Annotated in this window: 25 protein-coding genes; 11 read left to right on the top strand and 14 right to left on the bottom strand. The window is 66.8% G+C overall.

Annotation, left to right across the window (positions count from 1 at the left end; translation table 11 throughout):
• The first annotated feature begins 12 nt into the window (after positions 1–12).
• Genes ACGYKA_RS09440 through ACGYKA_RS09425 form a run of 4 tightly spaced genes read left to right on the top strand, consistent with a single transcriptional unit; the run spans position 13 to position 6,708 of the window.
• A complete protein-coding gene (locus ACGYKA_RS09440; RefSeq protein WP_322328795.1) occupies positions 13–1,020 on the top strand; it encodes a MoxR family ATPase in 1,008 nt (335 codons plus the stop codon).
• Entirely contained in the window at positions 1,017–1,904 is an 888-nt protein-coding gene (locus ACGYKA_RS09435; RefSeq protein WP_394411999.1) for a DUF58 domain-containing protein, read from the top strand. The genes ACGYKA_RS09440 and ACGYKA_RS09435 overlap by 4 nt, the downstream gene beginning before the upstream one ends.
• Positions 1,901–4,669 (top strand): DUF4159 domain-containing protein, encoded by a 2,769-nt coding sequence (locus tag ACGYKA_RS09430; RefSeq protein WP_394411996.1) that lies wholly within the window; start codon positions 1,901–1,903, stop codon positions 4,667–4,669. Before ACGYKA_RS09435 ends, ACGYKA_RS09430 begins: the two co-directional genes overlap by 4 nt.
• Positions 4,666–6,708, top strand: coding sequence for a hypothetical protein (locus tag ACGYKA_RS09425; protein WP_394411993.1), 2,043 nt, complete (start codon positions 4,666–4,668; stop codon positions 6,706–6,708). Before ACGYKA_RS09430 ends, ACGYKA_RS09425 begins: the two co-directional genes overlap by 4 nt.
• Here the strand turns inward: ACGYKA_RS09425 and ACGYKA_RS09420 are convergent.
• The 5 genes from ACGYKA_RS09420 to ACGYKA_RS09400 all read right to left on the bottom strand — a co-directional run bounded on the left by ACGYKA_RS09420 (position 6,705) and on the right by ACGYKA_RS09400 (position 11,567).
• Positions 6,705–7,586: a nickel/cobalt transporter gene (locus tag ACGYKA_RS09420; protein ID WP_394410956.1), complete on the bottom strand. Its 882-nt coding sequence runs from the start codon at positions 7,584–7,586 to the stop codon at positions 6,705–6,707. The genes ACGYKA_RS09425 and ACGYKA_RS09420 overlap by 4 nt on opposite strands.
• On the bottom strand, positions 7,571–8,221 hold the full coding sequence (locus tag ACGYKA_RS09415; protein WP_394411990.1) for a DUF1007 family protein: 651 nt from the start codon (positions 8,219–8,221) through the stop codon (positions 7,571–7,573). Before ACGYKA_RS09415 ends, ACGYKA_RS09420 begins: the two co-directional genes overlap by 16 nt.
• Before the next feature lie 91 nt (positions 8,222–8,312).
• Positions 8,313–9,092, bottom strand: a complete 780-nt coding sequence (gene yaaA, locus ACGYKA_RS09410; protein ID WP_394411987.1) for a peroxide stress protein YaaA — start codon at positions 9,090–9,092, stop codon at positions 8,313–8,315.
• 31 nt (positions 9,093–9,123) lie between these two features.
• The gene (gene recQ, locus ACGYKA_RS09405; protein ID WP_394438654.1) at positions 9,124–11,169 is read right to left on the bottom strand and encodes a DNA helicase RecQ; all 2,046 of its coding nucleotides are present in this window, start codon (positions 11,167–11,169) and stop codon (positions 9,124–9,126) included.
• Positions 11,170–11,279: 110 nt separating this feature from the next.
• Entirely contained in the window at positions 11,280–11,567 is a 288-nt protein-coding gene (locus tag ACGYKA_RS09400; RefSeq protein ID WP_067267829.1) for a YggT family protein, read from the bottom strand.
• A gap of 132 nt (positions 11,568–11,699) precedes the next feature.
• Here ACGYKA_RS09400 and ACGYKA_RS09395 point away from each other — a divergent pair, with 132 nt between their 5' ends.
• The 6 genes from ACGYKA_RS09395 to arfB all read left to right on the top strand — a co-directional run bounded on the left by ACGYKA_RS09395 (position 11,700) and on the right by arfB (position 17,021).
• Positions 11,700–12,278 carry an acyl-CoA thioesterase gene (locus tag ACGYKA_RS09395; RefSeq protein ID WP_394411981.1) on the top strand — a complete coding sequence of 193 codons (579 nt, stop codon included), beginning with the start codon at positions 11,700–11,702 and terminating at the stop codon, positions 12,276–12,278.
• A gap of 103 nt (positions 12,279–12,381) precedes the next feature.
• Entirely contained in the window at positions 12,382–13,755 is a 1,374-nt protein-coding gene (locus ACGYKA_RS09390; protein ID WP_394411978.1) for an MFS transporter, read from the top strand.
• The gene (mepA, locus tag ACGYKA_RS09385; RefSeq protein ID WP_394411975.1) at positions 13,752–14,696 is read left to right on the top strand and encodes a penicillin-insensitive murein endopeptidase; all 945 of its coding nucleotides are present in this window, start codon (positions 13,752–13,754) and stop codon (positions 14,694–14,696) included. Before ACGYKA_RS09390 ends, mepA begins: the two co-directional genes overlap by 4 nt.
• Positions 14,669–15,583 (top strand): esterase-like activity of phytase family protein, encoded by a 915-nt coding sequence (locus tag ACGYKA_RS09380; RefSeq protein WP_394411972.1) that lies wholly within the window; start codon positions 14,669–14,671, stop codon positions 15,581–15,583. The genes mepA and ACGYKA_RS09380 overlap by 28 nt, the downstream gene beginning before the upstream one ends.
• Positions 15,584–15,647: 64 nt before the next feature.
• On the top strand, positions 15,648–16,268 hold the full coding sequence (locus ACGYKA_RS09375) for a queuosine precursor transporter (RefSeq protein WP_271688480.1): 621 nt from the start codon (positions 15,648–15,650) through the stop codon (positions 16,266–16,268).
• Positions 16,269–16,598: 330 nt separating this feature from the next.
• Complete coding sequence (arfB, locus tag ACGYKA_RS09370) at positions 16,599–17,021, top strand: alternative ribosome rescue aminoacyl-tRNA hydrolase ArfB (RefSeq protein ID WP_067267837.1); 423 nt, start codon at positions 16,599–16,601, stop codon at positions 17,019–17,021.
• Positions 17,022–17,024: 3 nt separating this feature from the next.
• On the opposite strand, the gene cobF is transcribed toward arfB, so the two are convergent.
• Genes cobF through ACGYKA_RS09335 form a run of 7 tightly spaced genes read right to left on the bottom strand, consistent with a single transcriptional unit; the run spans position 17,025 to position 22,451 of the window.
• Positions 17,025–17,774: a precorrin-6A synthase (deacetylating) gene (gene cobF, locus ACGYKA_RS09365; RefSeq protein ID WP_394411969.1), complete on the bottom strand. Its 750-nt coding sequence runs from the start codon at positions 17,772–17,774 to the stop codon at positions 17,025–17,027.
• Complete coding sequence (locus ACGYKA_RS09360; RefSeq protein ID WP_394411967.1) at positions 17,771–18,073, bottom strand: DUF1636 family protein; 303 nt, start codon at positions 18,071–18,073, stop codon at positions 17,771–17,773. The genes cobF and ACGYKA_RS09360 overlap by 4 nt, the downstream gene beginning before the upstream one ends.
• Entirely contained in the window at positions 18,070–18,795 is a 726-nt protein-coding gene (gene cobA / locus ACGYKA_RS09355) for a uroporphyrinogen-III C-methyltransferase (protein ID WP_394411964.1), read from the bottom strand. The genes ACGYKA_RS09360 and cobA overlap by 4 nt, the downstream gene beginning before the upstream one ends.
• The gene (locus ACGYKA_RS09350) at positions 18,795–20,117 is read right to left on the bottom strand and encodes a cobyrinate a,c-diamide synthase (protein WP_394411961.1); all 1,323 of its coding nucleotides are present in this window, start codon (positions 20,115–20,117) and stop codon (positions 18,795–18,797) included. The genes cobA and ACGYKA_RS09350 overlap by 1 nt, the downstream gene beginning before the upstream one ends.
• Complete coding sequence (cobM, locus tag ACGYKA_RS09345) at positions 20,114–20,899, bottom strand: precorrin-4 C(11)-methyltransferase (protein WP_271692560.1); 786 nt, start codon at positions 20,897–20,899, stop codon at positions 20,114–20,116. The genes ACGYKA_RS09350 and cobM overlap by 4 nt, the downstream gene beginning before the upstream one ends.
• A 5-nt stretch (positions 20,900–20,904) precedes the next feature.
• Entirely contained in the window at positions 20,905–21,273 is a 369-nt protein-coding gene (locus ACGYKA_RS09340) for a cobalamin biosynthesis protein (RefSeq protein ID WP_394411959.1), read from the bottom strand.
• Complete coding sequence (locus tag ACGYKA_RS09335) at positions 21,270–22,451, bottom strand: precorrin-6Y C5,15-methyltransferase (decarboxylating) subunit CbiT (protein ID WP_394411956.1); 1,182 nt, start codon at positions 22,449–22,451, stop codon at positions 21,270–21,272. The genes ACGYKA_RS09340 and ACGYKA_RS09335 overlap by 4 nt, the downstream gene beginning before the upstream one ends.
• Here ACGYKA_RS09335 and ACGYKA_RS09330 point away from each other — a divergent pair.
• The gene (locus ACGYKA_RS09330; RefSeq protein ID WP_394412370.1) at positions 22,450–23,199 is read left to right on the top strand and encodes a cobalt-precorrin-6A reductase; all 750 of its coding nucleotides are present in this window, start codon (positions 22,450–22,452) and stop codon (positions 23,197–23,199) included. The two genes, ACGYKA_RS09335 and ACGYKA_RS09330, sit on opposite strands and share 2 nt — an antisense overlap.
• Here the strand turns inward: ACGYKA_RS09330 and cobJ are convergent.
• Both cobJ and cobI read right to left on the bottom strand, forming a co-directional pair.
• A complete protein-coding gene (cobJ, locus tag ACGYKA_RS09325) occupies positions 23,175–23,909 on the bottom strand; it encodes a precorrin-3B C(17)-methyltransferase (RefSeq protein WP_271688490.1) in 735 nt (244 codons plus the stop codon). The two genes, ACGYKA_RS09330 and cobJ, sit on opposite strands and share 25 nt — an antisense overlap.
• Positions 23,906–24,637 (bottom strand): precorrin-2 C(20)-methyltransferase, encoded by a 732-nt coding sequence (cobI, locus tag ACGYKA_RS09320; protein ID WP_394411953.1) that lies wholly within the window; start codon positions 24,635–24,637, stop codon positions 23,906–23,908. Before cobI ends, cobJ begins: the two co-directional genes overlap by 4 nt.
• Between the last annotated feature and the right edge of the window lie 2 nt (positions 24,638–24,639).

Here is a 24,639-nt window from a genome sequence, read left to right as displayed (position 1 = left end):
GAAAGAAATGTCATGGCCGAAGCGGATGATCTGATCGCGCAAATCGAAGCGCTGACCGAAAAGCTCGCCGCGGCGAAACAGTCGATCACCGGGCGGTTCGTCGGGCAAGAGCAGGTCGTTGACCTTGCGCTGACGGCGCTGCTCTGCGGTGGGCACGGCCTGCTGATCGGCCTGCCGGGCTTGGGCAAGACGCGGCTGGTTGAGACATTGAGCACGGTCATGGGCCTGCACGGCAACCGCGTGCAATTCACCCCCGATCTGATGCCCGCTGACATCTTGGGCTCCGAAGTGCTCGACACCGCGCCTGATGGCAGCCGCGCCTTTCGCTTTGTCGAAGGGCCGATCTTTTGCCAGCTTCTGATGGCCGATGAGATCAACCGCGCCAGCCCGCGCACGCAATCCGCCCTGTTGCAGGCGATGCAAGAGAAGACCGTGACCGTCGCGGGGCAAGACCGCGCGCTTGGCCAGCCCTTCCATGTGCTGGCCACGCAAAACCCGATCGAACAAGAAGGCACCTACCCCCTGCCCGAAGCGCAGCTTGACCGTTTCCTCGTACAGATCGACGTGGCCTACCCCGACCGCGCGACAGAGCGGGACATTCTGCTGGCCACCACCGGCGTCGAAGAGGGCACCGTGCGCCCGGTCTTCACCACCGAAGATCTGCTCTCTGCCCAGACCCTGCTGCGGCGGATGCCGGTGGGCGACAGCGTGGTGGAACTGATCCTCGACCTTGTCCGCGCTTTCCGCCCCGATGAGCCTGAGGCCACACAGCCCGTGCGCGACAGCGTCGCTTGGGGCCCCGGCCCCCGTGCCGCGCAGGCGCTGATGCTGACCGTGCGCGCCCGTGCGCTGCTGGAAGGGCGGTTGGCCCCCTCCGCCGAAGATGTGCTCGCCATGGCCCGCCCGGTGCTGAGCCACCGGATGGCGCTGAACTTTGCCGCGCGCGCAAGGGGCGAAAGCCTGCAAGGGCTGATTGACGCCACCGCCGGTCAATTGATCGGGAAAAAGGCCGCCGCGTGACCCATAGCCCCCTGTCCCTCAGAGCCAGCGCCGAGTACGAAGCGGCCCGGCTGCCCGCCCTGCTGGCGCGGGCCGAGCATCTGGCCGGTGCCGTGTTGCCCGGCGCCCATGGCCGCCGCCGCGCGGGGACGGGAGATGATTTCTGGCAATACCGCCCGGCACAGAGCGGCGACAGCCGCCGCATGGTCGACCACCGCCGTTCGGCCCGTGGCGATCAGGAGTTCGTGCGCGAGCGCGAGTGGCAGATTGCGCAGTCCGTCATGCTTTGGGTCGATCAGGGGGCCTCGATGCGCTTTGCCTCGGACAAGGCGCTGCCTGACAAGGCCGACCGCGCCCGCCTTTTGGGCCTTGCGCTGGCGATCCTGCTGTTGCGCGGGGGGGAGCGTGTGGGCCTGACCGGTACCGCCCTGCCCCCACGGCGCGGCAATCCGCAGGTGCTGCGACTGGCCGAATTGCTCTGCCAAGACGATGGCCAAGACTACGCCCCGCCCGAACATCGCGGCATGATCCCCCATGCGCGGGCGGTCTTCATCTCGGACTTCATGGGCGATCTCGACCCGGTACAGACCGCGCTGACCAAGGCCGCCGACCGTGGCGTGCGCGGCGTGCTCTATCACCTGCTAGACCCGGCGGAGGAGGCTTTCCCCTTCGCGGGTCGAACCATTTTCGAAAGCGTCGGCGGCAGTCTGCGGCATGAGACGCTCAAAGCGAATGACCTGCGCGACCGCTACCTCGATCGGCTGGCGGCGCGCAAAGACGCCTTGCAGCAACTCTGCGCCCGTACCGGCTGGCGCTATGGGCTGCACCACACCGATGCCACGGCGCAGTCGGCACTGCTCTGGCTCTATGGCGCGTTGGACGCGCGGCAGGGGAGTGCTCCATGAGCGTTTTCGGCGGCATCGGTTTCACCGCGCCTTGGCTGCTGCTGGCCCTGCTGGCGCTGCCGATCCTTTGGCTGATCCTGCGGGCCGTGCCGCCCGCGCCGGTTCGCCGCCGTTTTCCCGGTGTGGCACTGCTTCTGGGGTTGGCGGATGGCGACAGCACCAGCGACCGCACCCCGTGGTGGCTGCTTTTGCTGCGGATGCTGGCCGTGGCCGCGATCATCATCGGCCTCGCCGGGCCGGTGATGAACCCGCAGGCCGAGGCGGAAGAGGGCAGCGGCCCCTTGTTGATCCTGCTCGACGGCTCATGGGCCGGGGCCAGCGGCTGGGACCGGCAGATGGCCGCCGTTGACGCGCAACTCACCCGCGCCGGGCGGGCCGAGCGGACGGTGGGCATCCTCAGCCTCACCGACCCGCAGGTGCCGACCTTCCAATCCGCCGATGCGTGGCGCAGCCGTCTGGCCGGGTTCACCCCCGCGCCGTGGCAACCGGCCCCGGCAGAGCTGACCCGCGCGACCGAGATCATGGCGGCCCTGCCCGCCTTCGACACCCTGTGGTTCAGCGACGGGTTGGACTATCCGGGCCGCGATGATCTGCTTGCCGCGCTGCACTCCAAAGGCGCGGTCGAGGTGCATCAATCCGCGGGCAATGTCATCGGCATCGCGCCCGCAGTCTACCAAGATGGCGCGATCGACCTGACCCTGCGCCGCGCCGCGCCCGGACCGGAACGCCCGGCGGTGGTGCAGGCCCATGGCCGCGATCCGGCGGGCAACGCCCGCGTGCTCGCCACCGCCAATGCGACGTTCGAGGCGGGCGCGACCGAGGCCAGCACCTCCCTCTCGCTGCCTGCCGAAATGCGCGCGCGGCTCACCTCTTTCGACATCGCAGGCCAGCGCTCCGCCGGGGCGCGCAGCTTGGTCGATGACGGGCTGCGCCGCCGCGAAGTCGCGCTGATCCGCGGGCGCGGGGCGCAGGAGGGGCTGCAACTGCTCTCGCCGCTGCATTACATCGAACAGGCGCTGGCCCCGAGTGCTGATCTGATCGACGGCACCCTGACCGAGGTGCTGCCCGCGAACCCCGATGTGATCGTGCTGGCGGATGTGGCCACCCTCGCCCCTGCTGAGGCCGAGCCGCTGCAAGAGTGGATCGACGCGGGCGGCATGCTCATCCGTTTCGCCGGGCCGCGCGTGGCGGCAAGCGATGTCAGCCGTATCGACGAAGACCCGCTGATGCCCGTGCGCCTGCGCGCCGGGGGCCGCAGTGTCGGCGGCGCGATGTCTTGGGGGGAGCCCAAGGCGCTGGCCCCATTCCGCAACGGGTCGCCATTCTTCGGGCTGACGGTGCCCGATGACGTGACCGTTTCGGCCCAAGTCGTGGCCCAACCCGACCCGACGTTGGCTGACCGCGTGATCGCCGCGCTCAGCGATGGCACCCCGCTGGTTACGCGCAAAGCGGTGGGTCAGGGGCAGATCGTGCTGTTCCACGTCACCGCCACGGCGGAATGGTCCACCCTGCCTCTGTCGGGTCTTTTCGTGCAGATGATGGAACGGCTGGCCGTGTCATCGGGTGCCAGCGCCCCCGAGGCCGAGAGCCTTGAGGGCACCACATGGACGCCCCTGCGGGTGATGGACGGTTTCGGCATCCTGTCGGACGCGGGCAACCTGCCCGGGGTTGTGGGGCCTGACCTGATCTCGGCCCCCGCAGGCCCCGCCCTACCGCCCGGCATTTACGGCGCCGAAGACCGGCGTCTTGCGCGCAATGTGCTGACCGCTGAGACCGCCCTCACCCCCGCCACATGGCCCGCCGATGTGCCGCTGCGCGGCCTTGCCCTGCCGCCAGAACAGCCACTCGCCGGGGCGCTTCTGAGCCTCGCCATCCTCTTGCTCGTGGCCGATGTGCTGGCCTCCCTCGCCCTTTCGGGGCTGCTGCTGCGCCGCTCCACCGGCAGCTTGGCGCTGGCCTTGGGGCTGGCTATCGCCCCGCAAATGGGCGACGCGCAAGAGAATGACCCCGAAAGCTTTGCCATACGCTCGGCCTCTGAGGTGACGCTGGCCCATGTGCTGACCGGCAACAGCGACGTTGACGAGATCGCCCGCGCCGGGCTGATCGGCCTGTCGGACACGCTCTATTTCCGCACCACAGTGGAGCCCGACCTGCCCACCGGCGTCGACCTTGAGCAGGACGAACTGGCCTTCTTTCCGATCCTCTATTGGCCGGTGACCCCCGACCAACCGCAGCCCTCGTCCGAGGCTTATGGCAAGCTGAACGACTACCTCCGCTCGGGCGGGCTGATCCTGTTCGATACGCGGGACGCGGATATCGCCAGCTACGGTGCCGCCAGCCCGAATGGGCGCAAGTTGCAGGAACTGGCCGCGCCGCTCGACATCCCACCGCTTGAGCCGCTGCCCGGCGACCATGTGCTGACACGCACCTTCTATCTGCTGCAAGACTACCCCGGCCGCTACAGCAGCCGCGATGTCTGGGTTGAGGCTGCGCCGCCCGATGCCGAACGGATCGAGGGGATGCCCTTTCGCAACCTCAATGACGGGGTGACGCCGGTGGTGATCGGGGGCAACGACTGGGCCGCCGCTTGGGCTGTGCGCCGCGATGGCGCGCCGCTTTTGCCCATCGGGCGCGGCTTTGCCGGAGAGCGGCAGCGTGAACTGGCCTACCGCTTTGGCGTGAACCTTGTCATGCATGTGCTGACCGGCAACTACAAATCCGATCAGGTCCATGTGCCTGCGCTGCTGGATAGGTTGGGCCAATGACCGGAACCGTGCTTTTCGACCCGCTGATCCCATTGCCGCTGCTGATTGGCCTTGCGGTGCTGGCCGCGCTCGGCCTGCTGCTGGCGCTGGGGCGCGGCCTGTCGGGCTGGGCCCTGCGGGGCTTGGCGGCAGCAGTCGTTCTGGCCGCGCTCGCCGGGCCGTCCTACCAGACCGAAGACCGCGCGCCGCTGTCGGATATCGTGTTGCTCTTGGAAGACGAAAGCGCCAGCCAACGGCTTTCCGACCGTGCCGCGCAGACCGACGCGGCGGCAGAGGCGCTCTCTGCCCGCATCGCCGCCCGCCCCAATACCGAACTGCGCCGGATCACCGTCCCCGATGGGGCCGAGGATGCCGGCACCCGGCTGATGACCACGCTGGCCGATGCGCTGGCCGAAGAGCCACGCGCGCGGATCGCGGGCATTCTGGCGCTCAGCGATGGCCGGGTGCATGACGCCGATCTGCCGCTCGACCTGCCCGCGCCGCTGCATCTGCTGCAGACCGGCCGGGCCGAGGATTGGGACCGCCGCCTGACCGTGCGCAACGCCCCGGCTTTTGCCATCATCGGAGAGCCGGTGACCCTGACCCTGCGCATCGACGATCTGGGCGCCGCGCCCGAGGGCGGCGGGCTGACCCAGCTTGATATCTCTGTCGACGGGGAAGAACCGCAGAGTTTCAACGTGCCGATTGACCAAGACCTCGAACTGCCCGTGGCCCTGCCCCACGGCGGGCGCAACGTGATCCGCTTTTCCCTGCCCGAAGCCGAGGGGGAGTTGACCGACCGCAACAATGCGGCGCTGATCCAGATGAACGGCGTGCGCGACCGGCTCAGCGTGCTCTTGGTCTCAGGCGAGCCGCATCCCGGCGGGCGGACCTGGCGCAACCTGCTGAAGTCCGACAGCGCGGTCGATCTGGTGCATTTCACCATTCTGCGCCCGCCCGACAAACAGGATGGGGTGCCGGTGAACGAGCTGTCGCTTATCGCCTTTCCGACGCGCGAATTGTTCATGGACAAGATTGACGACTTTGACCTGATCATCTTTGACCGCTACCAGCGGCGTGGCATCCTACCTGCGCTCTACCTCGACAACGTGGCGCAATATGTGCGCAAGGGCGGTGCGGTGCTGGTCGCCGCCGGGCCGGACTTTGCCAGTGCCGACAGCCTCTACCGGTCGCCGCTCGGCACGGTGCTGCCCGCCACCCCCACGGCGCGGGTGCTGGAGGAAGCCTTCCCCCCCGTTGTGACCGACATCGGCCAGCGCCATCCCGTCACCTCAGACTTGCCCGGCAAGGGCGACTGGGGCCGCTGGCTGCGTCAGATCGACGTGACCGCTGACAGCGGCGACGTGGTGATGACCGGCGCGGACGACCGCCCGCTTCTGGTGCTGGACCGCGTGGATGAGGGGCGCGTGGCGCTGCTCGCCTCTGACCACGCATGGCTGTGGAACCGCGGCTATGAGGGCGGCGGCCCGCAGTTGGAATTGCTGCGTCGTCTGGCCCATTGGATGATGAAAGAACCCGAGCTTGAGGAAGAGACGCTGATGGCCTCTGCCCAAGGCCGGACCATGCGCATCACCCGCCGCACCTTGGACGAGACCGTGCCCCCCGTCACGATCACCGCCCCCGATGGCAGCACGACTGAACTGCCCCTCACCCCCGCCGGGCCGGGCCGGTTCGAAGCGGAATATACCGGCGAAGAGATCGGCCTCTACCGGCTGGAGAACGGCGAAGAGGTCACCGTCATCGGCCTCGGCCCCGCCGCCCCGCGCGAGTTTGTCGAGACCATCGCCAGCGATGCGGCCCTGCGCCCGGCAATCGACAGCCTGCGCGGTGGGGTGGCACGGGTGGAGGATGGGCTCCCCCGTCTGCGCGACGTGCGCCTTGGCCGCCCTGCCGCCGGGCGCGGCTGGCTGGGGCTGACCCCGCGCGGCGCTTACGAGACGCGCGATGTGCGACAAACGCCGCTGCTGCCGGGGTGGCTGGTGCTCTTGCTTTCGGCGCTCTTCATCACCGCCGCATGGCTGCGCGAGGGCCGCCGCTAAAGCGCCCGCAGCAGCAAGCCGCCCGCCAGCGTCACCACGACCAGCCCCGCCGTCAGCTCGGCCACCGCTGCGGCTTGGGCCAGCCTCGGCGATCCGGCCAGCCCGCCCAAGACCCCGGCGCGCAGCCCCGTTGCGGCCAATCCGGTGGCGATGGTGATCAAGCCGGTGCCGAGCGCCATGGCAAAGGCCCCCAAGATGCCGACCCCGCCGATCCCCATATGCCAAGTGATCACCAACACGAAAAGCGCGCCGGTGCAGGGCCGTATGGCGATCCCGCCGATCAAAAGCAGCGCGTCGCGCAGCCTGCCCGCGCGCTGAACCTGCGCCAGACTGGGCCCATGGGCATGGCCGCAATGGCTGCATACTTCACCGGAATGCGCCGATCTGTCCTGCCGCGCATGGCGCAGCCCGCGCCAGATCAGCCAAAGCCCGATGAGGGCAATCGCGCCATAGCTTGCCGGGGCCATGATGTCTTCGGTCACGCCGACCAGCGCCTCCCGCCCAAGACCCAAGAGGAGGATACCCGCATAGACCAGAACCACGGCGGTCACCGCTTGGCCCAAGGACGCCGCGAGCGCGATCAGCGAGAGCCGCAGCACCGGCACCGCGCGCGCCAACCCATAGCCGCCGATCACGATCTTGCCGTGCCCCGGCCCCGCCGCATGGACGACGCCATAGGCAAAAGACGCCAAAAGCACCGTCCAGAACGCCGCCGCATCGCCGCCCCGCGTGGCGCGCAGCCCGCTGGCAATGCTGTTTTGAAATCCGCGCTGCTGTCCCGCGGCCCAATGGGCAAGGGCGTTGAATCCGCCCGACCACCACAGCGCCGCCAGCGCCAAAAGGGTCGCCAATGCCGCCAGCGCTATGATGCGTCGCATGTGATCACCACTTCATTGGCCAAGGCCTCGCCGATCTCCGGCAGGCCGACATCGCTTGGATCGGTATTCGCGTCCAACGCGCTCAAGTCCTGCTGAAGAGCGCGCAGATCGGCATTCATATCCGGCATCTTGACCCGCGCGCGGCAGGCATCGCTGCCTTGGATGGTCACTTTCTGGGTCACCTCATAGGCGGTGTAATAGGTCGGATCATAGGGTTTGATGACCAGCCTATCCGCCGCCGGCGCCGGGTCTTCGACCGCGCGCAGATGGCTGGTGATGATCCGACCGTCGGCAAAGCGGGTTTCCACGTCCTGCGGCCCCGACAGCGCGACCTCTTCGTCCCCGTCCAGCAAGACCGTATCGCCGTTGAACCCTTCGATCCACTGCATGTCGAACCCGTTGAGAGAGGCGACTTCCGCCTGCGTCAACACGCCATCGTAATCGGGGTCGAGGCCGCGATCCTCGGTCACCAAGAGAGAGTAGAATTCGTCATAGGCCCATGTGATCCGCAGATGGGTCAACCGCCCCTCGGCATCGACGATCACTTCGAACCCGGTATCGACGAAGATATGCGGATGCGCGCCAAGCGGTGTGGCGCAGGCGAGGAGAGCGGCGGAGACGAGCGGGTATTTCATGGCGCTAGGTCTACGCCCCTTCGCCAAGCGCGGCAATCGCCCGGCGGGCGGCGCACGGCGGGAAGGCGCGCATCGCCGCCCCGCCTGCGGGTCAGTTCGACGGATAGGGCCGGACAAAGACCGGACGCTCAGGCGTGGAGGCATCGGGCTGATAGGCATAGCCGCCGCTGTCGAAATCCTGCAAACCTTCCGGGTCGTTCACCCGGTGCTGCACGATGTAGCGGGCCATGGCACCGCGGGCTTTCTTGGCGAAGAAGCTGACGATCTTCGGCCCCTTGCCATCGCCCTTATCTTCCATGAACTGCGGGGTGATCACCCGCAGTTTCAGCGCCTTGAGGTCCACCGCGCCAAAGTATTCCTGACTGGCGCAGTTCACCAGAACATCGCTGCCGGTCGCCTCGGCCTGTGCGTTCAACGCCTTTGACAGGCTGTCGCGCCAATAGTCATAAAGGTTGCCGCCACGGCGGGTTTTCAGCTTGCTGCCCATCTCCAGCCGGTAGGCTTGGATTGCGTCAAGCGGGCGCAGTACGCCGTAGAGACCCGACAGGATGCGCAGGTGATCTTGGGCATAGGTCATCTCATCGGCATCAAGGCTCGTGGCCTCCAGCCCCTGATAGGTGTCGCCGGCAAAGGCCAGCGCGGCGGGGCGGGTAACCTCGGCTGTGGGCTCAGCCTCGAACGCCTGAAAGCGGTCACGGTTGAGCCGCGCCAGATCGTCACTCAGCCCCATCAGGCTTTTAAGATCGCCCAAGCTGAGATTGCGCGCGGTCGTCGCCAGCCGCACGGCGTCTTCCTGAAAATCAGGCTGGGTGACGGCGACATTGCGCTCGGCCCAATCAAGGCGTTTGGCGGGGGAAATAACGACGAGCATGGCAGTCTCCTTGGGGGCGTTTCGGGGTGATCTAGCCCGCGTCGCGCAGAACGTCCAGAAAGGCGGGGCCAAAGCGTTCGGCGCGTTTGTCGCCGAGCAAGCGTTCAATCGCGGAACTGTCGGCGCTGCGCAGTTGCGCCACTTTCGCCAGCATCGCGGCAGAACAGCTTAGCGGCTTTTCGGTGCCCTGCGCGCCGCGCGCGAGGTCGGCTTGCACCTGCAAGAGTTGGTCATAGACATTGCCCGCCTCGCGCCCCGCCAGCTTGCGCCGCGCCTTATGCATCGGCTGCGCCTCGCCGTTGATGACCTCGAGAAAGGCCGCGCCGTAATTTTCCAGCTTCTTGGCCCCCACGCCGCCGATCCGCGCCATGGCGTCGAGGTCTTGCGGCCGCGCCTCGGCCATCTCGATCAACGTCCGGTCGGTGAAGATGATATAGGCGGGCACGCGGGCCGCCTCGGCCAGCGCGCGACGCTTGGCCTTCAGCGCCGAGAGCAGCGGTGCGTCCTCGTCGCTGACCATGGCCTTGACCGCGGGCCGCCGGTTCGCGCCCGCCGCCTTGATCGTGTCGCGGCGCAGGTTGATGCTGGCCTCGCCACGCAGGATCGGCAGGGCCGCGTCGGTCATGCGCAGGGCGCCGTGACGCTCGGCATCTGGGCGCACGAGGTCATGGCCCATCATCTGCCGGAACACCGCTTGCCATTCGTTGCGGCTATATTCGCCGCCCACGCCGTAGGTCGGCAGCGATTGGTGACCGCGCTGGCGTACCTTCTCGGTCTCGTTGCCCAGCAGGATGTCGATGAGATGGCCCGCGCCGAACCATTCGTCGGTGCGCAGCATGGCCGAGAGCGCCTTGCGCACCGCCGTGGTGCCGTCGAAAACCTCCGCCGGAGTGTCGCACAGATCGCAACGCCCGCAGGTGACCTCGGTCTCGTCGAAATAGCCCAGCAGGGTTTTGCGGCGGCACTCCAGCGCCTCGGCCAAACCCAAAAGCGCGTTGAGCCGCCCGTGGTCGGCGGCGCGACGCTCGGGCGGGGCGAGGCCTTCGTCGATCTGGGCGCGGCGCAGGCGGATGTCGTCGGGGCCAAAAAGCGTCAGCGTCTCGGCCGGGGCACCATCGCGCCCGGCGCGGCCGATCTCTTGATAATAGGCCTCGATCGACTTGGGCAGATCGGCATGGGCGACCCAGCGGATGTCGGGCTTGTCGACACCCATGCCGAAGGCGACGGTGGCGCAGACGATCAGCCCGTCCTCTTGCTGAAAGCGGCGCTCGGCGATGCGGCGGTCCTCGGCCTCCATCCCGCCGTGGTAATGCAGCGCCTCCTGCCCCTGATCGCGCAGCGCCTTGGCCAGCCCCTCGGTCTTGGCGCGGGTGCCGCAATAGACGATGCCCGACTGACCGCGTCGCGCCCCGGCGAAGGCAAGGATCTGGTCGCGCGGCTTGTTCTTGGCGGCGAAGGCGAGGTGGATGTTGGGCCGGTCAAAGCCGCGCAGGAAGGCGCGCGGCGGGGCGCCGTCGAAGAGCTTCTCGACAATCTCGGCCTGCGTTTCGGCATCCGCCGTGGCGGTGAAGGCCGCCAGTGGCACGTCGAGCGTGCGGCGCAATTCACCGATGCGAAGGTAGTCGGGGCGGAAATCATGGCCCCATTGGCTGACACAATGCGCCTCATCCACGGCAATCAGATTGACGCCAACGCGCCGCAGCATCCCCATGGCGGAGCCTGCCGCCAACCGTTCGGGTGCCATATAGAGCAATTTGAGCGTGCCAGCTTCCAACGCCTCCCAAACCGCGTCGGTCTCTTCGGGCGTGTTGCCGGAGGTCAGCGCGCCCGCCGCGACGCCTGCTTCTTGCAGGCTGCGGACCTGATCGCGCATCAGGGCAATCAGCGGCGAGATCACCACCGTCACCCCCTCGCGCATCAGGGCAGGCAGTTGGAAACATAGGGATTTGCCGCCGCCCGTGGGCATGATGGCGAGCACGTTCTCGCCCTCGGTCACGGCCTCAACAATCTCTTGCTGGCCGGGGCGAAACCCGTCGAAACCGAAAACATCACGAAGAAGCGTGGCAGCGCCTGTCATGGAGAACCTGTAAGATTGTCTGCTCTTTTTATGCAGACTCCCACACTAACAAAGCGTGAACAAGGCCAGATGCCCGCGGCATCGGCGCGCGGGCGGGCCCGGGGCACGGGTCAGTAGAAGGCCGCTGCGTTGTTGGTCAGCACGATCCGCGCCATGGCAACGGCGATCAGCACGATCAGGGGGGCGAGGTCCAGACCGCCCATCGGCGGAATCACATTGCGCACGCGGCTATAGACCGGCTCTAGAATGCGGTTCAGCCCGTCCCAGATCTGCGCCACCAGCGGTTGGCGCAGGTTCAGCACCTGAAAGTTTATCAACCAAGACATGATGACATGGGCGATGACGATGAACCAAACGATGTTCAAAAGCAGCATCAGGATCTGGAACAGTGACGTCATGGAATATCCCCTTGGTTTGACGCAAGACAGTTAAGCGCCCCGCCCTCAAAGGGCAAGAGTGCCGCGACGTATATGCTTGACCGCGCAGCGCTTCCGCCGCAGATCCGCGGCGTCACGACAAAGGAAAGCCTCATGTTCCCGATCATCCGCATGGCCAAAGACGTCATCGTCGCCGCGCGGCAGGCGCCGCTGGACAATCTGACCGACACCCATGTCAGCCACCACATCTGCTGGCCGCATGACCTCGATATCTGGATGGAATTGAACAACGGGCGGGCGCTGTCGCTCTATGATCTGGGCCGCACCGCCATGGCGCAGCGCGCCGGGTTGATCACGCTGCTGCGGCAAAACAAATGGGCGATCACCATCGCAGGCTCCAGCACGCGGTTCCGCCGCCGCATCCGCATGTTCGAGAAGTTCGAGATGCGCAGCCGGACACTGTGTTGGGACGACAAGTTCATCTATCTTGAGCAATCCATGTGGAAGAAGAACGGCGAATGCGCGAGCCATGTGCTCTACCGTTCCGCCGTGACCGATCGTAACGGGCTGATCCCGCCGGAAAAGGTCTTGCAAGCGATGGGACGGCAGCAAGCCTCGCCTGAGGTGCCGGGCTGGGTGGCCGAATGGATCCGCGCTGATGCGCACCGCCCCTGGCCGCCGATGCAGGACGCGGCCCCGGCCCCCGATGCGGCAGGGCCGCTTTCAGCCTGAGCCGACCGCCCTCCTCTGCCTCACCCCCGCCCTTACTGACGCTTGCGCCTTGCGCCCTGCCCTGCTCTAACTTGAAAAAGGGCAGGCCGCGAAAGGGCGCAACATGGCACAGACAGGCGGGCGCAAGCGCATCTGGGGATGGTATTTCTTTGACTGGGCCAGCCAGCCTTACAACACCCTGCTTCTGACTTTCATCTTCGGCCCCTATTTTGCCCAGACCGCGACCAATGCGCTGGTCGAGGGCGGGATGGAGCTTGGCGCCGCCAAAGCCCAAGCGCAGGCATACTGGGGCTATGGTCTGGCATTGGCGGGCGTCGCGATTGCGGTGCTGGCGCCGATCTTGGGCGCTGTGGCGGATTCCTCGGGGCGGCGGATGCCTTGGATCAGGCTCTTCTCGGCCATGTATGTGGTCGGCGCGGGCGCGCTGTGGTGGACGGCCCCGGCGGATTTCTCTCTGCTTTGGGCGCTGTTCTTTTTCGGCATCGGCTTGGTCGGGATGGAGTTCGCGACGATCTTTACCAATGCTTATCTGCCCGAACTGCACCCCGACGCGGATGAGCGGGGGCGCATTTCCGGCGATGGCTGGGCCTTTGGCTATGCGGGCGGGGTGCTGGCGCTGATCGCGATGATCGCCCTGTTTCAAAGCGGCGCGAATGGGCGCACCATGGCGGGGCTGACGCCGCTTTTCGGGCTGGACCCGGCGACAAAGGCCGACACCCGCATCGTCGGGCCGCTGACGGCCATCTGGTACGCGGTCTTTATGATCCCCTTCTTTCTCTATGTGCGCGACAGGCCGAAACCCGGCGCTGTGCGCTATCGCGTGGGCGCGGGTCTTGCGGATTTGGCGCGCACCCTGCGGGGGCTGCCGAAGCATCCGTCTCTGCTGGCCTATCTCGGCTCTTCGATGTTCTACCGCGACGCGCTGAACGGGATGTATACCTTTGGCGGGGTCTATGCGCTTGGGGTGCTGGATTGGTCGATCCAAGAGATCGGCATCTTCGGCATCCTCGCCGCCATCTCGGGCGCGGTGTTCTGCGTGTTGGGCGGGCGGATCGACCGGCGCATCGGGCCGATGCCGGTGATCGTGGCCTGCTGCGTCATCCTCATCGCCACCGCCTGCCTGATCATCTCTCTGGGGCCAAATTCGGTCATGGGCGTTTCTTTGCCCGAAGGCTCCGCCATGCCCGATATTCTGTTCTACGTCGCCGGTGCCTCTATCGGCGCGGCGGGCGGGGCGCTCCAGGCGTCATCGCGTAACATGCTGACCAGACAGGGAAACCCCGAGCGGATGACCGAGGCGTTTGGCCTTTACGCCCTCTCGGGCAAGGCCACCTCCTTTCTCGCACCGGCGCTGATTGCCCTGACCAGCGACCTCACCGGCAGCCAACGGCTTGGCATCACCCCCGTCGTGGGGCTTTTCATCGTCGGTTTGATCCTGTTAGCCTGGGTCAAACCCAAGGGAGATTTCGCCACATGACGCTGCTTCGCACCCTCACCTCCGTGGCGCTGGCCTTTGCGCTTGCCTCTTGCGGGGGCGGCCGGACCGAGACCGACATCAGCGGTGAGAAGGTCGCCCTGCCGACCATCGGCTCTTCGGGCGGCGCATTGAGCACGGTTGAGGCCAAGCGGCTTTTCGGGGCCAAGAGCTTTGCCTCCGCGCAACCTCCGGCGGCTTTCGGCAGCTATTCCAAAGGCTGCCTTGCCGGGGCCGAGCAATTGCCCGAGACAGGACCGACCTGGCAGGCCATGCGCCTGTCGCGCAACCGCAACTGGGCCCACCCCGAGATGATCGACATGGTTAAAAAGCTCAGCCGGAAGGCCGCGCAGCAGCCCGGTTGGGAAGGCGTCTATGTCGGCGATATGAGCCAGCCGCGGGGCGGGCCGATGCTGACCGGTCACGCCAGCCACCAGATCGGGCTTGATGCCGACATCTGGATGCTGCCGCCCAAATCCCTGAACCTCAGCCGGGCGCAGCGCGAGAATATCTCCTCGATCTCCATGCGCCGGGCCAGCGGGGCCTATGTGAATTCCTCTTGGACCCCTGCGCATCACGAGGTGATCAAAGCCGCGGCCCAAGACCCCCGCACCGCGCGTATCTTCGTCTTCCCCGGCGCCAAGGTGCAGATGTGCGCCGATGAGAAAGGCGACCGCAGCTATCTGCGCAAAATCCGGCCTTGGTACGGGCATCACTATCATTTCCACATCCGCATCAGCTGCCCCAAAGGCGCGCGCGGCTGTGTGGATCAGGCCCCGCCCCCGCCCGGTGACGGCTGCGCCGATGCGCGCCAGTGGCAGGCCAATATCCTGAACCCGCCAAAGCCCGACCCGAGCGCGCCCAAAGTGAAACCCAAGCCCAAGCGCGACATCCTGCTTGCGGACCTGCCTGCCCAATGCAACGCCGTTTTAAACGCAAACTGATCCGCGCCTGCCTCCCGTTCTTCCTGCTCATCGCCTGCGTGGCCCCCGCCGCGCAGACAGGGCCGGTGGTGCAAGTGGACAGCGTGCTGACATGGCGCCATCCGGCGCCGTGGTTCGGCGGCTTTTCGGGCGTCGAGGTGAATGCCGATGGCACCCGCCTCACGGCGGTGTCGGACCGGGGCCGCGTTGTGCAAGCGCGCATGCTGCGCGAGGCAGGCCGTCTGGTGTCGCTTGAGATTGAGGAGGATGCGCCGCTCAAAGATGCCGATGGCAAGCCCCTGCGCGACAAGATGCGCGATGCCGAAGCGCTGGCGCGTGACGGCAGCGGGCAACTCTACGTCTCATTCGAACACGACCACCATGTCGCGCGGCTGTCACCCGAGAGCGGCGTCACCACCCCGCTGCCCAGACATGACGACTTCGCCAAATTTAAGCCAAACGCGGGGATGGAGACACTGGCCGCCCACCCCGATGGGCGGCTCTTTGCGACCCCCGAAGGCGGCGGCCCGGCCTCGGATGATTTCCCGCTCTATGCCTTTGACGGCAGCAGTTGGACGATCACCGCAGAGATCCCGCGCCGGGGGCCGTTCCTGCCGGTGGATGCCGATTTTGCCCAGGACGGTACGCTTTATCTACTGGAGCGGACGATCACGCCGCTGGGGTTTCGCAGCCGCATCCGCAGCTTCGACCTCACCGCGCCCGGGCTTGGCGAAGAGACACTGCTGACCTCCGGCCCCGGTCAATACGACAACCTCGAAGCGCTCAGCACTTGGCAGGACGCGGCGGGGCAAACCCGGCTGACTCTGCTGTCGGACGACAACTTCTTCGTCATGCAGCGCAGTGAGGTGGTCGAGCTGATCCTTGCCAAACCGGGTGTTGAGGGCTAAAGACCGTTCCGTCTGCGATCCCCGCAGGCCAAGTCGCCGCACCCTTGCACAAAACGGTTCACATATGACACGCACCTATCTTCCCGGCATTCTTGCCATGGCCGCCATCGTCGTGGCCTCGAATATCCTTGTTCAGTTTCTCTTTGGCCAATGGCTGACCTGGGGGGCTTTCACCTATCCGCTGGCCTTCCTCGTCACCGATGTGATGAACCGTCTCTACGGGGCCTCCGCCGCGCGCCGGGTCGTATTGGTGGGCTTTGTCGTGGGCCTGATCTGCTCGCTCATTGGGACGCAGATCATGGGCGAATTCGGCCCGCTGGTCACGATCCGCATCGCCGTGGCTTCGGGCACTGCCTTCCTCGTGGCGCAGCTGTTGGACGTGACGATCTTTAACCGTTTCCGCGATGGCGCATGGTGGCGCGCGCCCTTGGTCAGCACCTTGATCAGCAGCGCGATCGACACAGCGCTGTTTTTCTCCATCGCCTTTTCGGCCAGCCTGTCGTTCATCCACCCCGCCACCGATGTGGCTTGGGCCGCTGAGACGCTGCCGCTTTTGGGCACGGGCCCGCTCGCGCCGCTTTGGGTCTCGCTCGCCGTGGCGGACTGGTCGGTCAAACTGGCCATCGCGCTGATCGCGCTGATCCCCTTCCGGCTGCTGACCGCACGGCTGACCGCCCGCGCATGATACCGGCGCAGGGGGCCACCCCCTGCCGCCGCACCCCTTCAAAAAAAACGCTTTGCGAATTTCAAAACCTGTGCAACGCTCAGGGTGAGTTCAACAAATGTAAAGGAGGTGATCCAGTGTCAAGAAAGGTATTGGAGCGAGGTGTCGGAACAGCCAGCGGGGTTTCCTGCTAGGGCAGCCCCTGGCAATGCAACCACCTGGTGGACGTCGGTCTAACCGATCCCCCTCCTGAAACCATTCGATTGGGCCGCTCCGCAAGGGGCGGCCCATTTCGCATTCCCCCTTCACCCTCACCGTGCGGGCTGGCATGTTGCGGGGCAAGGAGAGCCCATGCTGCACATCAACGATGACATCGCCATTCAGGATTGGGAGCTGACGGAAAGCTTCATGCGTGCCTCCGGCCCCGGCGGGCAGAATGTGAACAAGGTCTCCTCGGCGGTGGAATTGCGGTTCGAAGCCGCCACCTCGCCCTCCCTGCCGCAACCGGTGAAAAACCGCCTGCGCCGTCTGGCCGGGCGGCGCTGGACCACCGAAGGCGCATTGGTGCTGCAATGTGACGAGACCCGCAGTCAGGCCCGCAACCGCGAGTTGGTGCGCGAGCGTCTGGCCGAGTTGATCCGCCGCGCCCTCACCCCGCCGAAACGCCGCATCGCGACCCGCCCGACGCTGGGGTCGAAAAAGCGCCGCCTCAAGGCCAAGAAGGTGCGCGGCGAGGTCAAGGCGATGCGCGGCAAGGTCGATCCCGACGGTTAAGGATCAGCCGCGCCGGAGCAGGTAGATGTCCATAATCCAGCCATGCGCCGCACGGGCGGCGGCACGGGTGGCGATGATGTCTTCGGCAACCTCGGCCAGCGGGCCATGGCGGATGATCTCTTCGGCCATGCCGACATAGGCGCCCCACCAGATCGTCACGCCTTCCGCGTCCAACGCCTGAAAGGCGCAATCGCCATCGAGCATGATCACCAGCGTATCGACCCCTTCGGGCCAACCGTGATCGCGCAATTGCCGCCCGGTGGTCACCATGAAGGGTGCGCCGATTTCATTCAGCGGGATCGCATGAGCCGCCGTCAGCCCTTGCAATGAGGTGATGCCGGGGATCACGGTGATACGCGGCGCAGGTTCCAGCCGCGCGGCGATGCGCAGGGTGCTGTCATAAAGCGATGGGTCGCCCCAGACCAGCAGCGCCACCCGCCGGGCGGTCGGATGCTGGGCCATCGCCCCGCGCCATGCCTCTGCAATCGCATCATGCCAGTGGTCGACGCGCGCCCGGTAATCTTCGATCGCCGGGTCACGCACGGGCAGATCGAAGCCGACGATCTGCACCGCCTCATTGGTCAGCACCTCGTCGCAAATGCTGCGCCGCAGGCCCGCCAGATCGTCCTTGCCCGCGCCCTTTTGCGGGATCAAGATCAGGTCCTGCGCGTTCATCGCCCGGATCGCTTGCAGGGTCAGATGCTCAGGGTTGCCGGTGCCGATGCCGATCAAATTGAGTTCAAGCGCGCTCATCCCGGTATCCTCGCAATCGCTTTCAACCGCAGCCCGCCGAGCACCCGCGCATCAGAAAATTTGCCATCCGGCGACGCGCGGTAGAGGGTCACGAAACGGCGCAGGTCATCCATATCCGCTTCGGTGATCTCTCCAAACAGATAGGCCACCTTGCCCGGCGCGCGAAAGGCGATGGTCTGGCCCCGCGTGCAGCCTGACATACAGTCGATGCCCTCGACCTCCACCTCGGACAGACCCGCGCGGACCACATCCAGAAAGCCGCCATCAGCGGTGCAGGAGGTGCAGACAAACGCCTTCACGTCTCGAACTCGGCCAATGGTCCGTAAAAGATCAGCGCGGGCGTGGTGCTGCTGGTGCTCTCCAGATGGCGCGCCAGCGTTTCGATGGTAAAGCGCTGCACCTTCTCCGCCGGGGTCGAGACCGCCTCGGCCAGCAGCGCGGGCGTGTGGCCTGGCAGCCCGTGTTCGACCAATCTTGCGGCAAGGCCCGCAAAGGTGCGTTTGCCCATATAGACCACGGTGGTCGCCATCGGATCGGCCAAGGCGGCCATGTTCACGTCGCGCGGCAATTCGCCGGTCACATCCGCGCCGGTGATGAATTGCACGCGCCGCGCGGTCATGCGGCGGGTCAGCGGGATGCCTGCGGTGGCGGCGGCGGCAGAAGCGGCGGTGACACCCGGCACGATCTCGAAAGGGATATCCGCCGCGCGCAGGGCGATGATCTCTTCCTCCAGCCGTCCGAACATGCCGCTGTCACCGGATTTCAACCGCACGACCTTCAGCCCGGCTTCCGCATGATCGACCAGAACGCGGCTCACATGGTCTTGCTTGGGCGAGGCGCGCCCGGCCCGTTTGCCGACCCCGATCAGGTCCGCATCGGGCCGCGCGTGCTCCAAAATCGGGCCCGCGCTGAGGTCATCGAAGAACACCACATCCGCCGCCTGCAACCGCGCCACGGCTTTGACCGTCAGCAGCTCCGGGTCGCCGGGGCCGGAGGAGACGAAGGAAACAAAGCCCCGCATCACAGCGCCGCGATCATGTGAAAGAAGGTGCCCGTGGCACGCCCGCCCCCCGCGAAATCGCGGACCGAGCCGGTCTCGGGCACTTCAAGGTCATTGGCATCGGTGATCCGCGCCAGCGGGGCGTCTGGCTCGGCAAGGATCGTGGCATAGTGGAACTCATGCCCGCGCAATTCGGCCCGCGCGGAATGGCCGGGGATCGGCGCGTTTAGGTCGGCTTGACGGTAGCCCAGATGCATCTTGCGTTTGGCGAAAGAGGTCTCCAGCCCCAAAAGCCCCGCCATCTCGTGCCGGGCGCCCTCTTTGTCGATGAGGCCCGCGCCCATCGCCATATAGCCCCCGCATTCGCCGTGCACGGGGCGGGTCTCGGCAAAGGCGCGCAGCCCGTCGCGGAATTGTGCGGCGGCGGCGAGCCTGCCGGCGTGAAGTTCTGGGTAGCCGCCCGGCAGCCAGCAGCAATCGGCGCTGTCGTCCGGCGCTTCATTGGCCAGCGGGGAGAAGGGCAGAACCTCTGCCCCCGCCGCGCGCCATCCGGCCAAAAGATGTGGATAGACAAAGGCGAAAGCGTTGTCCTGCGCCAGCGCGATGCGCTGCCCGGGCGGCGTGATCTGCGCCGGAGCGGGCGGGTTCTGCAACGTGCCCCGCGCGGCGTCCCGCAGGGCGGGGACATCAACATGGGCCGCGACGAAGGCCGCCGCCTGCCCCAACAGATCGGGCAGGTTTTCCTGCTCTCCGGCCTGCACCAGCCCGAGGTGACGCTCAGGCATTTCGATCTCGACCCGGCGCGGCAGCGCGCCGAAGACTTTGATCCCGACAGCCTCCATCCCCGCGCGCACCAGCGTCTCATGCCGGGGGGAGGCGACGCGGTTCAACACCACGCCCGCCAATTCCACATCGGGCCGCATCTCGCGAAAGCCGAGCGCCGTGGCCGCCACCGATTGCGCCGCCCCCGATACGTCGAGCACCAGCACCACCGGCCAGCCCATCAGCGCCGCGACATCGGCGCTGGCGCCATTGCCACAGGCCCCCGGTTTGGCCACCCCGTCAAACAGCCCCATCGACCCCTCGCCAAGGATCAACTCGGCCCCATCGGCATTGCCCACCAGCCCTTCGATCCGCGCGCGGTCCATCGACCAACTGTCGAGGTTGAAAGACGCCCGGCCCGAGGCCGCCGTGTGAAAGGCAGGGTCGATGTAATCAGGGCCGCTTTTGAACGGCTGCACCGCGACACCTTCGGCGCGCAGCGCGGCCAATAGCCCCAGCATCAAGGTCGTCTTGCCCGTGCCGGAAGCGGGGGCGGAAATCAGCAGGCCGGGCGGGATCATGAGGAGGTCTCCGGAAAGCGCGGCTCGGCCCCGACGGGGCGGAAGCGGCGGTCATAATCGGCGGCGTAAAGGCGGCTCTCGCCGAAATCCTCGGCCCCGATGGCATGGCCCACGAGGATCAGCGCGGTGCGGGCCATTTCCTCGCCCACTTCGGTGCGCAGGGTCGCAAGCGTCGCTTTGACGATGCGCTGATCGGGCCAGCTTGCACGCCAGACCACGGCGACGGGGCAATCGGCACCGTAATGCGGGGTCAGTTCTTCGACGACTTTATCGAGCACATGCACCGAGAGATGGATGGCCAGCGTCGCCCCGGTGCGGGCGAAATTGGCCAGCGTCTCGCCTTCGGGCATCGCCGTGGCGCGGCCCGAGGTGCGGGTCAGGATCACCGACTGCGCCACGCCCGGCAGGGTCAGCTCGGCCCCCAGTTCCGCGGCAGCGGCGGCAAAGGATGGCACCCCCGGCGTCACGTCATAGGCGATGCCCATCTCGCGCAGGCGGCGCAGCTGTTCGCCCATCGCCGACCAGACCGACAGGTCGCCCGAATGCAGGCGCGCCACGTCATGACCTGCGGCATCGGCGGCGGCGATTTCCTCTATGATGTCATCCAGCGACAGCCGTGCGGTATTGACGATCCGCGCCCCTTCGGGGCAGTGGCTCAGCAACGCCTCGGGCACCAGCGACCCGGCATAGAGGCAGACCGGGCAGGCCGCGATCAGGTCGCGTCCGCGCAGGGTGATGAGATCCGCCGCCCCCGGCCCGGCCCCGATGAAATGTACAGTCACGGTATCTATCCTTTCCTCTCGGCAATCGCCGCAGTGGCCATGGCATCGCCCGAAACGACGCGTTCGGCAACCAATACCGCCCCCGGTCCGGCGGCGGCCAATGCCGCGGCCTCGGACAGGGAGCCGGTGCCGAAACTGTCTTCGATCCGAACCGATTGCGTGGGGGTTATCATGCGGGCCAAGTCTTCGGTGGTGATGCCAAGCCCCGGCACGCCCAACTCTTGCGCGAATTCGCGGAAGACGGTGGCGCGGGCCTTGGCGGCTTCGGTCACCAACGCGTCGATCTTAACGCCATCGGGGTTGGCCCGCGCCAGCGCATCGCGCAGTGAGGCGACGCTTGCCGCGCCCCGAAATCCGATCCCGGCCATCCTCATAAAGTCACGCTCCATTGTACCACGGGCCGCAGCGGCTGCCAGCCGCGCATCCGGCCCAAAGGCGCCGCCTGCGCCAGTTCGATCCGCAACAGGGTGCCGCCATGCTCCGTTTGCAACTGCGCCAAAAGCGCCTCGGTTTCCAGCGTCACACCGTTGGCGACCAGCCGCGTGCCCGCTGGTAGCGCAGGCAGGAGGGCATCGTAAAGCGCCGCGTTCCCGCCGCCGCCGACAAAGACGACATTAGGCAAAGGCTGCCCCGCCCAGACATTTGGTGCGCGGCCATGAAACGCTTGCATACGCGCGTTCAGGCCGAAATCTGCGATGTTGCGGGTGATATTCTCGACCCGCGTGGCGTGCTGCTCAAAGGCGATGGCGCGCCCACCGGCAAGGCAGAACTCGACCGAGACCGAGCCGCTGCCCGCGCCGATGTCCCACAGCAACTCACCGGGCCGGGGGGCGAGGGCCGAAAGTGTCAGCGCCCGCACCGGCGCTTTGGTGATTTGGCCATCGCTTGCAAAGCTGTCATCCGGCAGACCGGGGGTGCGCGGCAGGCCGATGCCTTCGGGTAGTTCTACGCCAACGGCCACGGGGGCTTGCACATCCGTCAGATCAAACCCATCGGCCTGCACCGCCCGCAGCCGCGCATCGGGGCCGCCCAGCCGTTCGGCCACATGCAACATCGCCGTGCCCGCGCCCTGTTCGCAGAGGAACTGCGCCAGTGCTGCGGGCGCATCCCCATCACGCAGCAGGCAAATCATCCGCCCCTTGGGACGCATCGCACCGCGCAACTGCGCCAGCGGTGCGGCGTGGAGCCCGTGGCAGGTGACCTCCTCCAGCCGCCAGCCAAGCGCATTGGCCACTAGCGAGAATGTCGAAGGCGCGGGCAGGCTGCGCCATTCGCTAGGGTCTAGAGCACCGACGATGCTGCCGCCCGCGCCGAACCAGAAGGGATCGCCCGACACCAGCATCACCACGCGCTTGCCGCGCTCGGCCAACACCGGCTCGACCGAGAAGGGCACGGGCCAAGCCCGCCCGCGCGCGCCTGCGCCTGCCCGCTCCAGATGACGCGGCCCGCCAAAGATCACCTCGGCCTCTGCCAGCGCCGCGCGGCTTGCCGCGGGCAAGGCATCCGCGCTATCGTCGGGCATTCCGATGATGCTGAGCCAAGGATCACCCATCATGCGCGTCCTTCTTTTGGGTGGCACCACCGAAGCCAGCGCCCTGGCCCGCGCCTTGGCCAAAGCCGGGATCGACGCGGTGTTTTCCTATGCCGGGCGCACAGACAGCCCCGTGGCCCAGCCCCTGCCCACCCGCGTCGGCGGCTTCGGGGGCGTGGCGGGGCTGGTGGCCTATCTCGAAGCCGAAGCGATCACCCATGTTGTCGACGCCACCCATCCCTTCGCCGCGGGGATGAGCAATAATGCCTTCGTCGCCTGCGCCCGGCAAGACCTGCCGCTGGTGCGGTTCGAGCGCCCCGCGTGGGAGCCGCAGGAGGGGGACAACTGGACCTTCGTGCCCGACCTCACCGCGCTGCCTGCCGCCCTGCCCGACAGCCCGGCGCGGGTGTTTCTGGCCATCGGCAAACAACAACTGGCGCTTTTCGCCGCGAAACCGCAGCACCGCTACCTCCTGCGCCTCGTCGATCCGCCACGCGACCCGCTGCCGCTGCCGCGGGCGACGGTCGTGCTGGCGCGCGGGCCTTTCGACGTGGCCGGGGATACCGCGCTGATGCAGACCCATGCGATCACCCATGTGGTCGCCAAGAACGCCGGAGGCGCTGGCGCGCGGGCCAAGCTGGATGCCGCCCGCAGCCTTGGCCTGCCGGTGATCTTGGCCGAGCGGCCGAAACTGCCGGGCGAGGTGGCCGCCAATGATGTGACCGAAGTGATGCATTGGCTACATCATACCGCGCTGCGCGGCGTATAGACATAGCGCCCGACCCGCCGCGTCGCGGAATTGCCGACAATCACCACGGTGCGCATATCCGCCATCTCGGGCGTCGCCTCGCCCAATGTGACGGTGTTGAACGCCTCTTCCGGCGTGGTCACGGCGCGGGCGAAGGTGATCAGCCGCTCCGGCCCGCATTCGGCGCGCAAAATCTCCAACGCCTCGGCGAATTGATGCGGGCGGGATTTGCTGCGGGGGTTGTAGAAGGCCATGGCGAAATCCGCCCGCGCGGCCATCCGCAAACGGTGCTCCACCATCGCCCAGGGCTTGAGGTTGTCGCTGAGGTTGATCGCGCAGAAATCATGACCCAAAGGCGCCCCAAGCCGCGCCGCCGCCGCCAGCATCGCCGTGATACCGGGCAGCACGCGGACGTCGACGCTTTCAAACGCCGGTTCCCGCTCCACCGCTTCGAACACGGCTGAGGCCATGGCAAAAACACCCGGATCACCCGAAGAGACCACCACCACCCGCGCGCCCGCCTGCGCCAGTTGCAGGGCATGGGTCGCGCGGTCCAACTCCACCCGGTTGTCGCTGGGGTGCAGGGTCAGCCCGTCGCGCGGGGCGACGCGGGCGACGTAAGGGATATAGCCGATAACGTCAGTGGCCTGCGCCAAGGCCTCGGTCACCTCGGGCGTGACAAGCGCGTCGTCACCGGGGCCGAGGCCCGCGATATGAAGGATGCCGCTCATGTCTCCGCCTCCGGTCTGCGGCCTTGGCCATGGACCAAGACGATCGCGAAATAGGGGCAGTCGTCATCCGCCACGTCAGAAAGCCTTGCCACCCGCTGGTCGGGCATGGTTCCGCGTTCGACCAGCCAAGCGTCCTCCAACTTGCCCGCCGCCGCCAGCGCGCGGCGCACGCTGGGCAGGTTGCGGCCCGTCTTCATCACCACCAGCGCATCGGCGCGCTTCATGTGATCGGTCAACTCGGCCTCGGGCAGCGTGCCCATCAAAACGGTTACCACGTCGTCACCCCAAGTGAAGGGCGTATCGAGCGCATTCCAGCAGCCCACCATGCCGGGGATCGCGGGCAGCACCTCAACCTCGGCGCGGCCCTGAAGCCGCGTGTGCAGATGCATGAAGGAGCCGTAGAAGAAAGGGTCACCCTCGCAGAGCACGACGACCTCGTGATCTTGGGCCAAGGCTTCTAGCCGGTCGGCCCATTCCTCGTAAAAGGCGACCATCTGGGCGCGATACTCGGGCGAATCAAAGCGCAACTCGGTGGTGACGGGATATTCCATCGCATATTCCACCACATCGTCGCGCAGCATCCCCTCAACGATCCGGCGTGCTTGGCCCGCGCGGCCTTTCTTGCGAAAATAGGCCAGATGCCGCGCACCGCGAATGGCACGGTCGGATTTCACACTCATCAGTTCGGGGTCGCCGGGGCCAAGGCCCGCGCAGATTACCTTGCCCATCG

This window comes from Sulfitobacter sp. 1A15106 (assembly GCF_043556995.1).
GTDB lineage: Bacteria > Pseudomonadota > Alphaproteobacteria > Rhodobacterales > Rhodobacteraceae > Sulfitobacter > Sulfitobacter faviae.
Note: the sequence above shows the minus strand (reverse complement) of the source record. Positions and strands in the feature narration are given on the sequence as shown.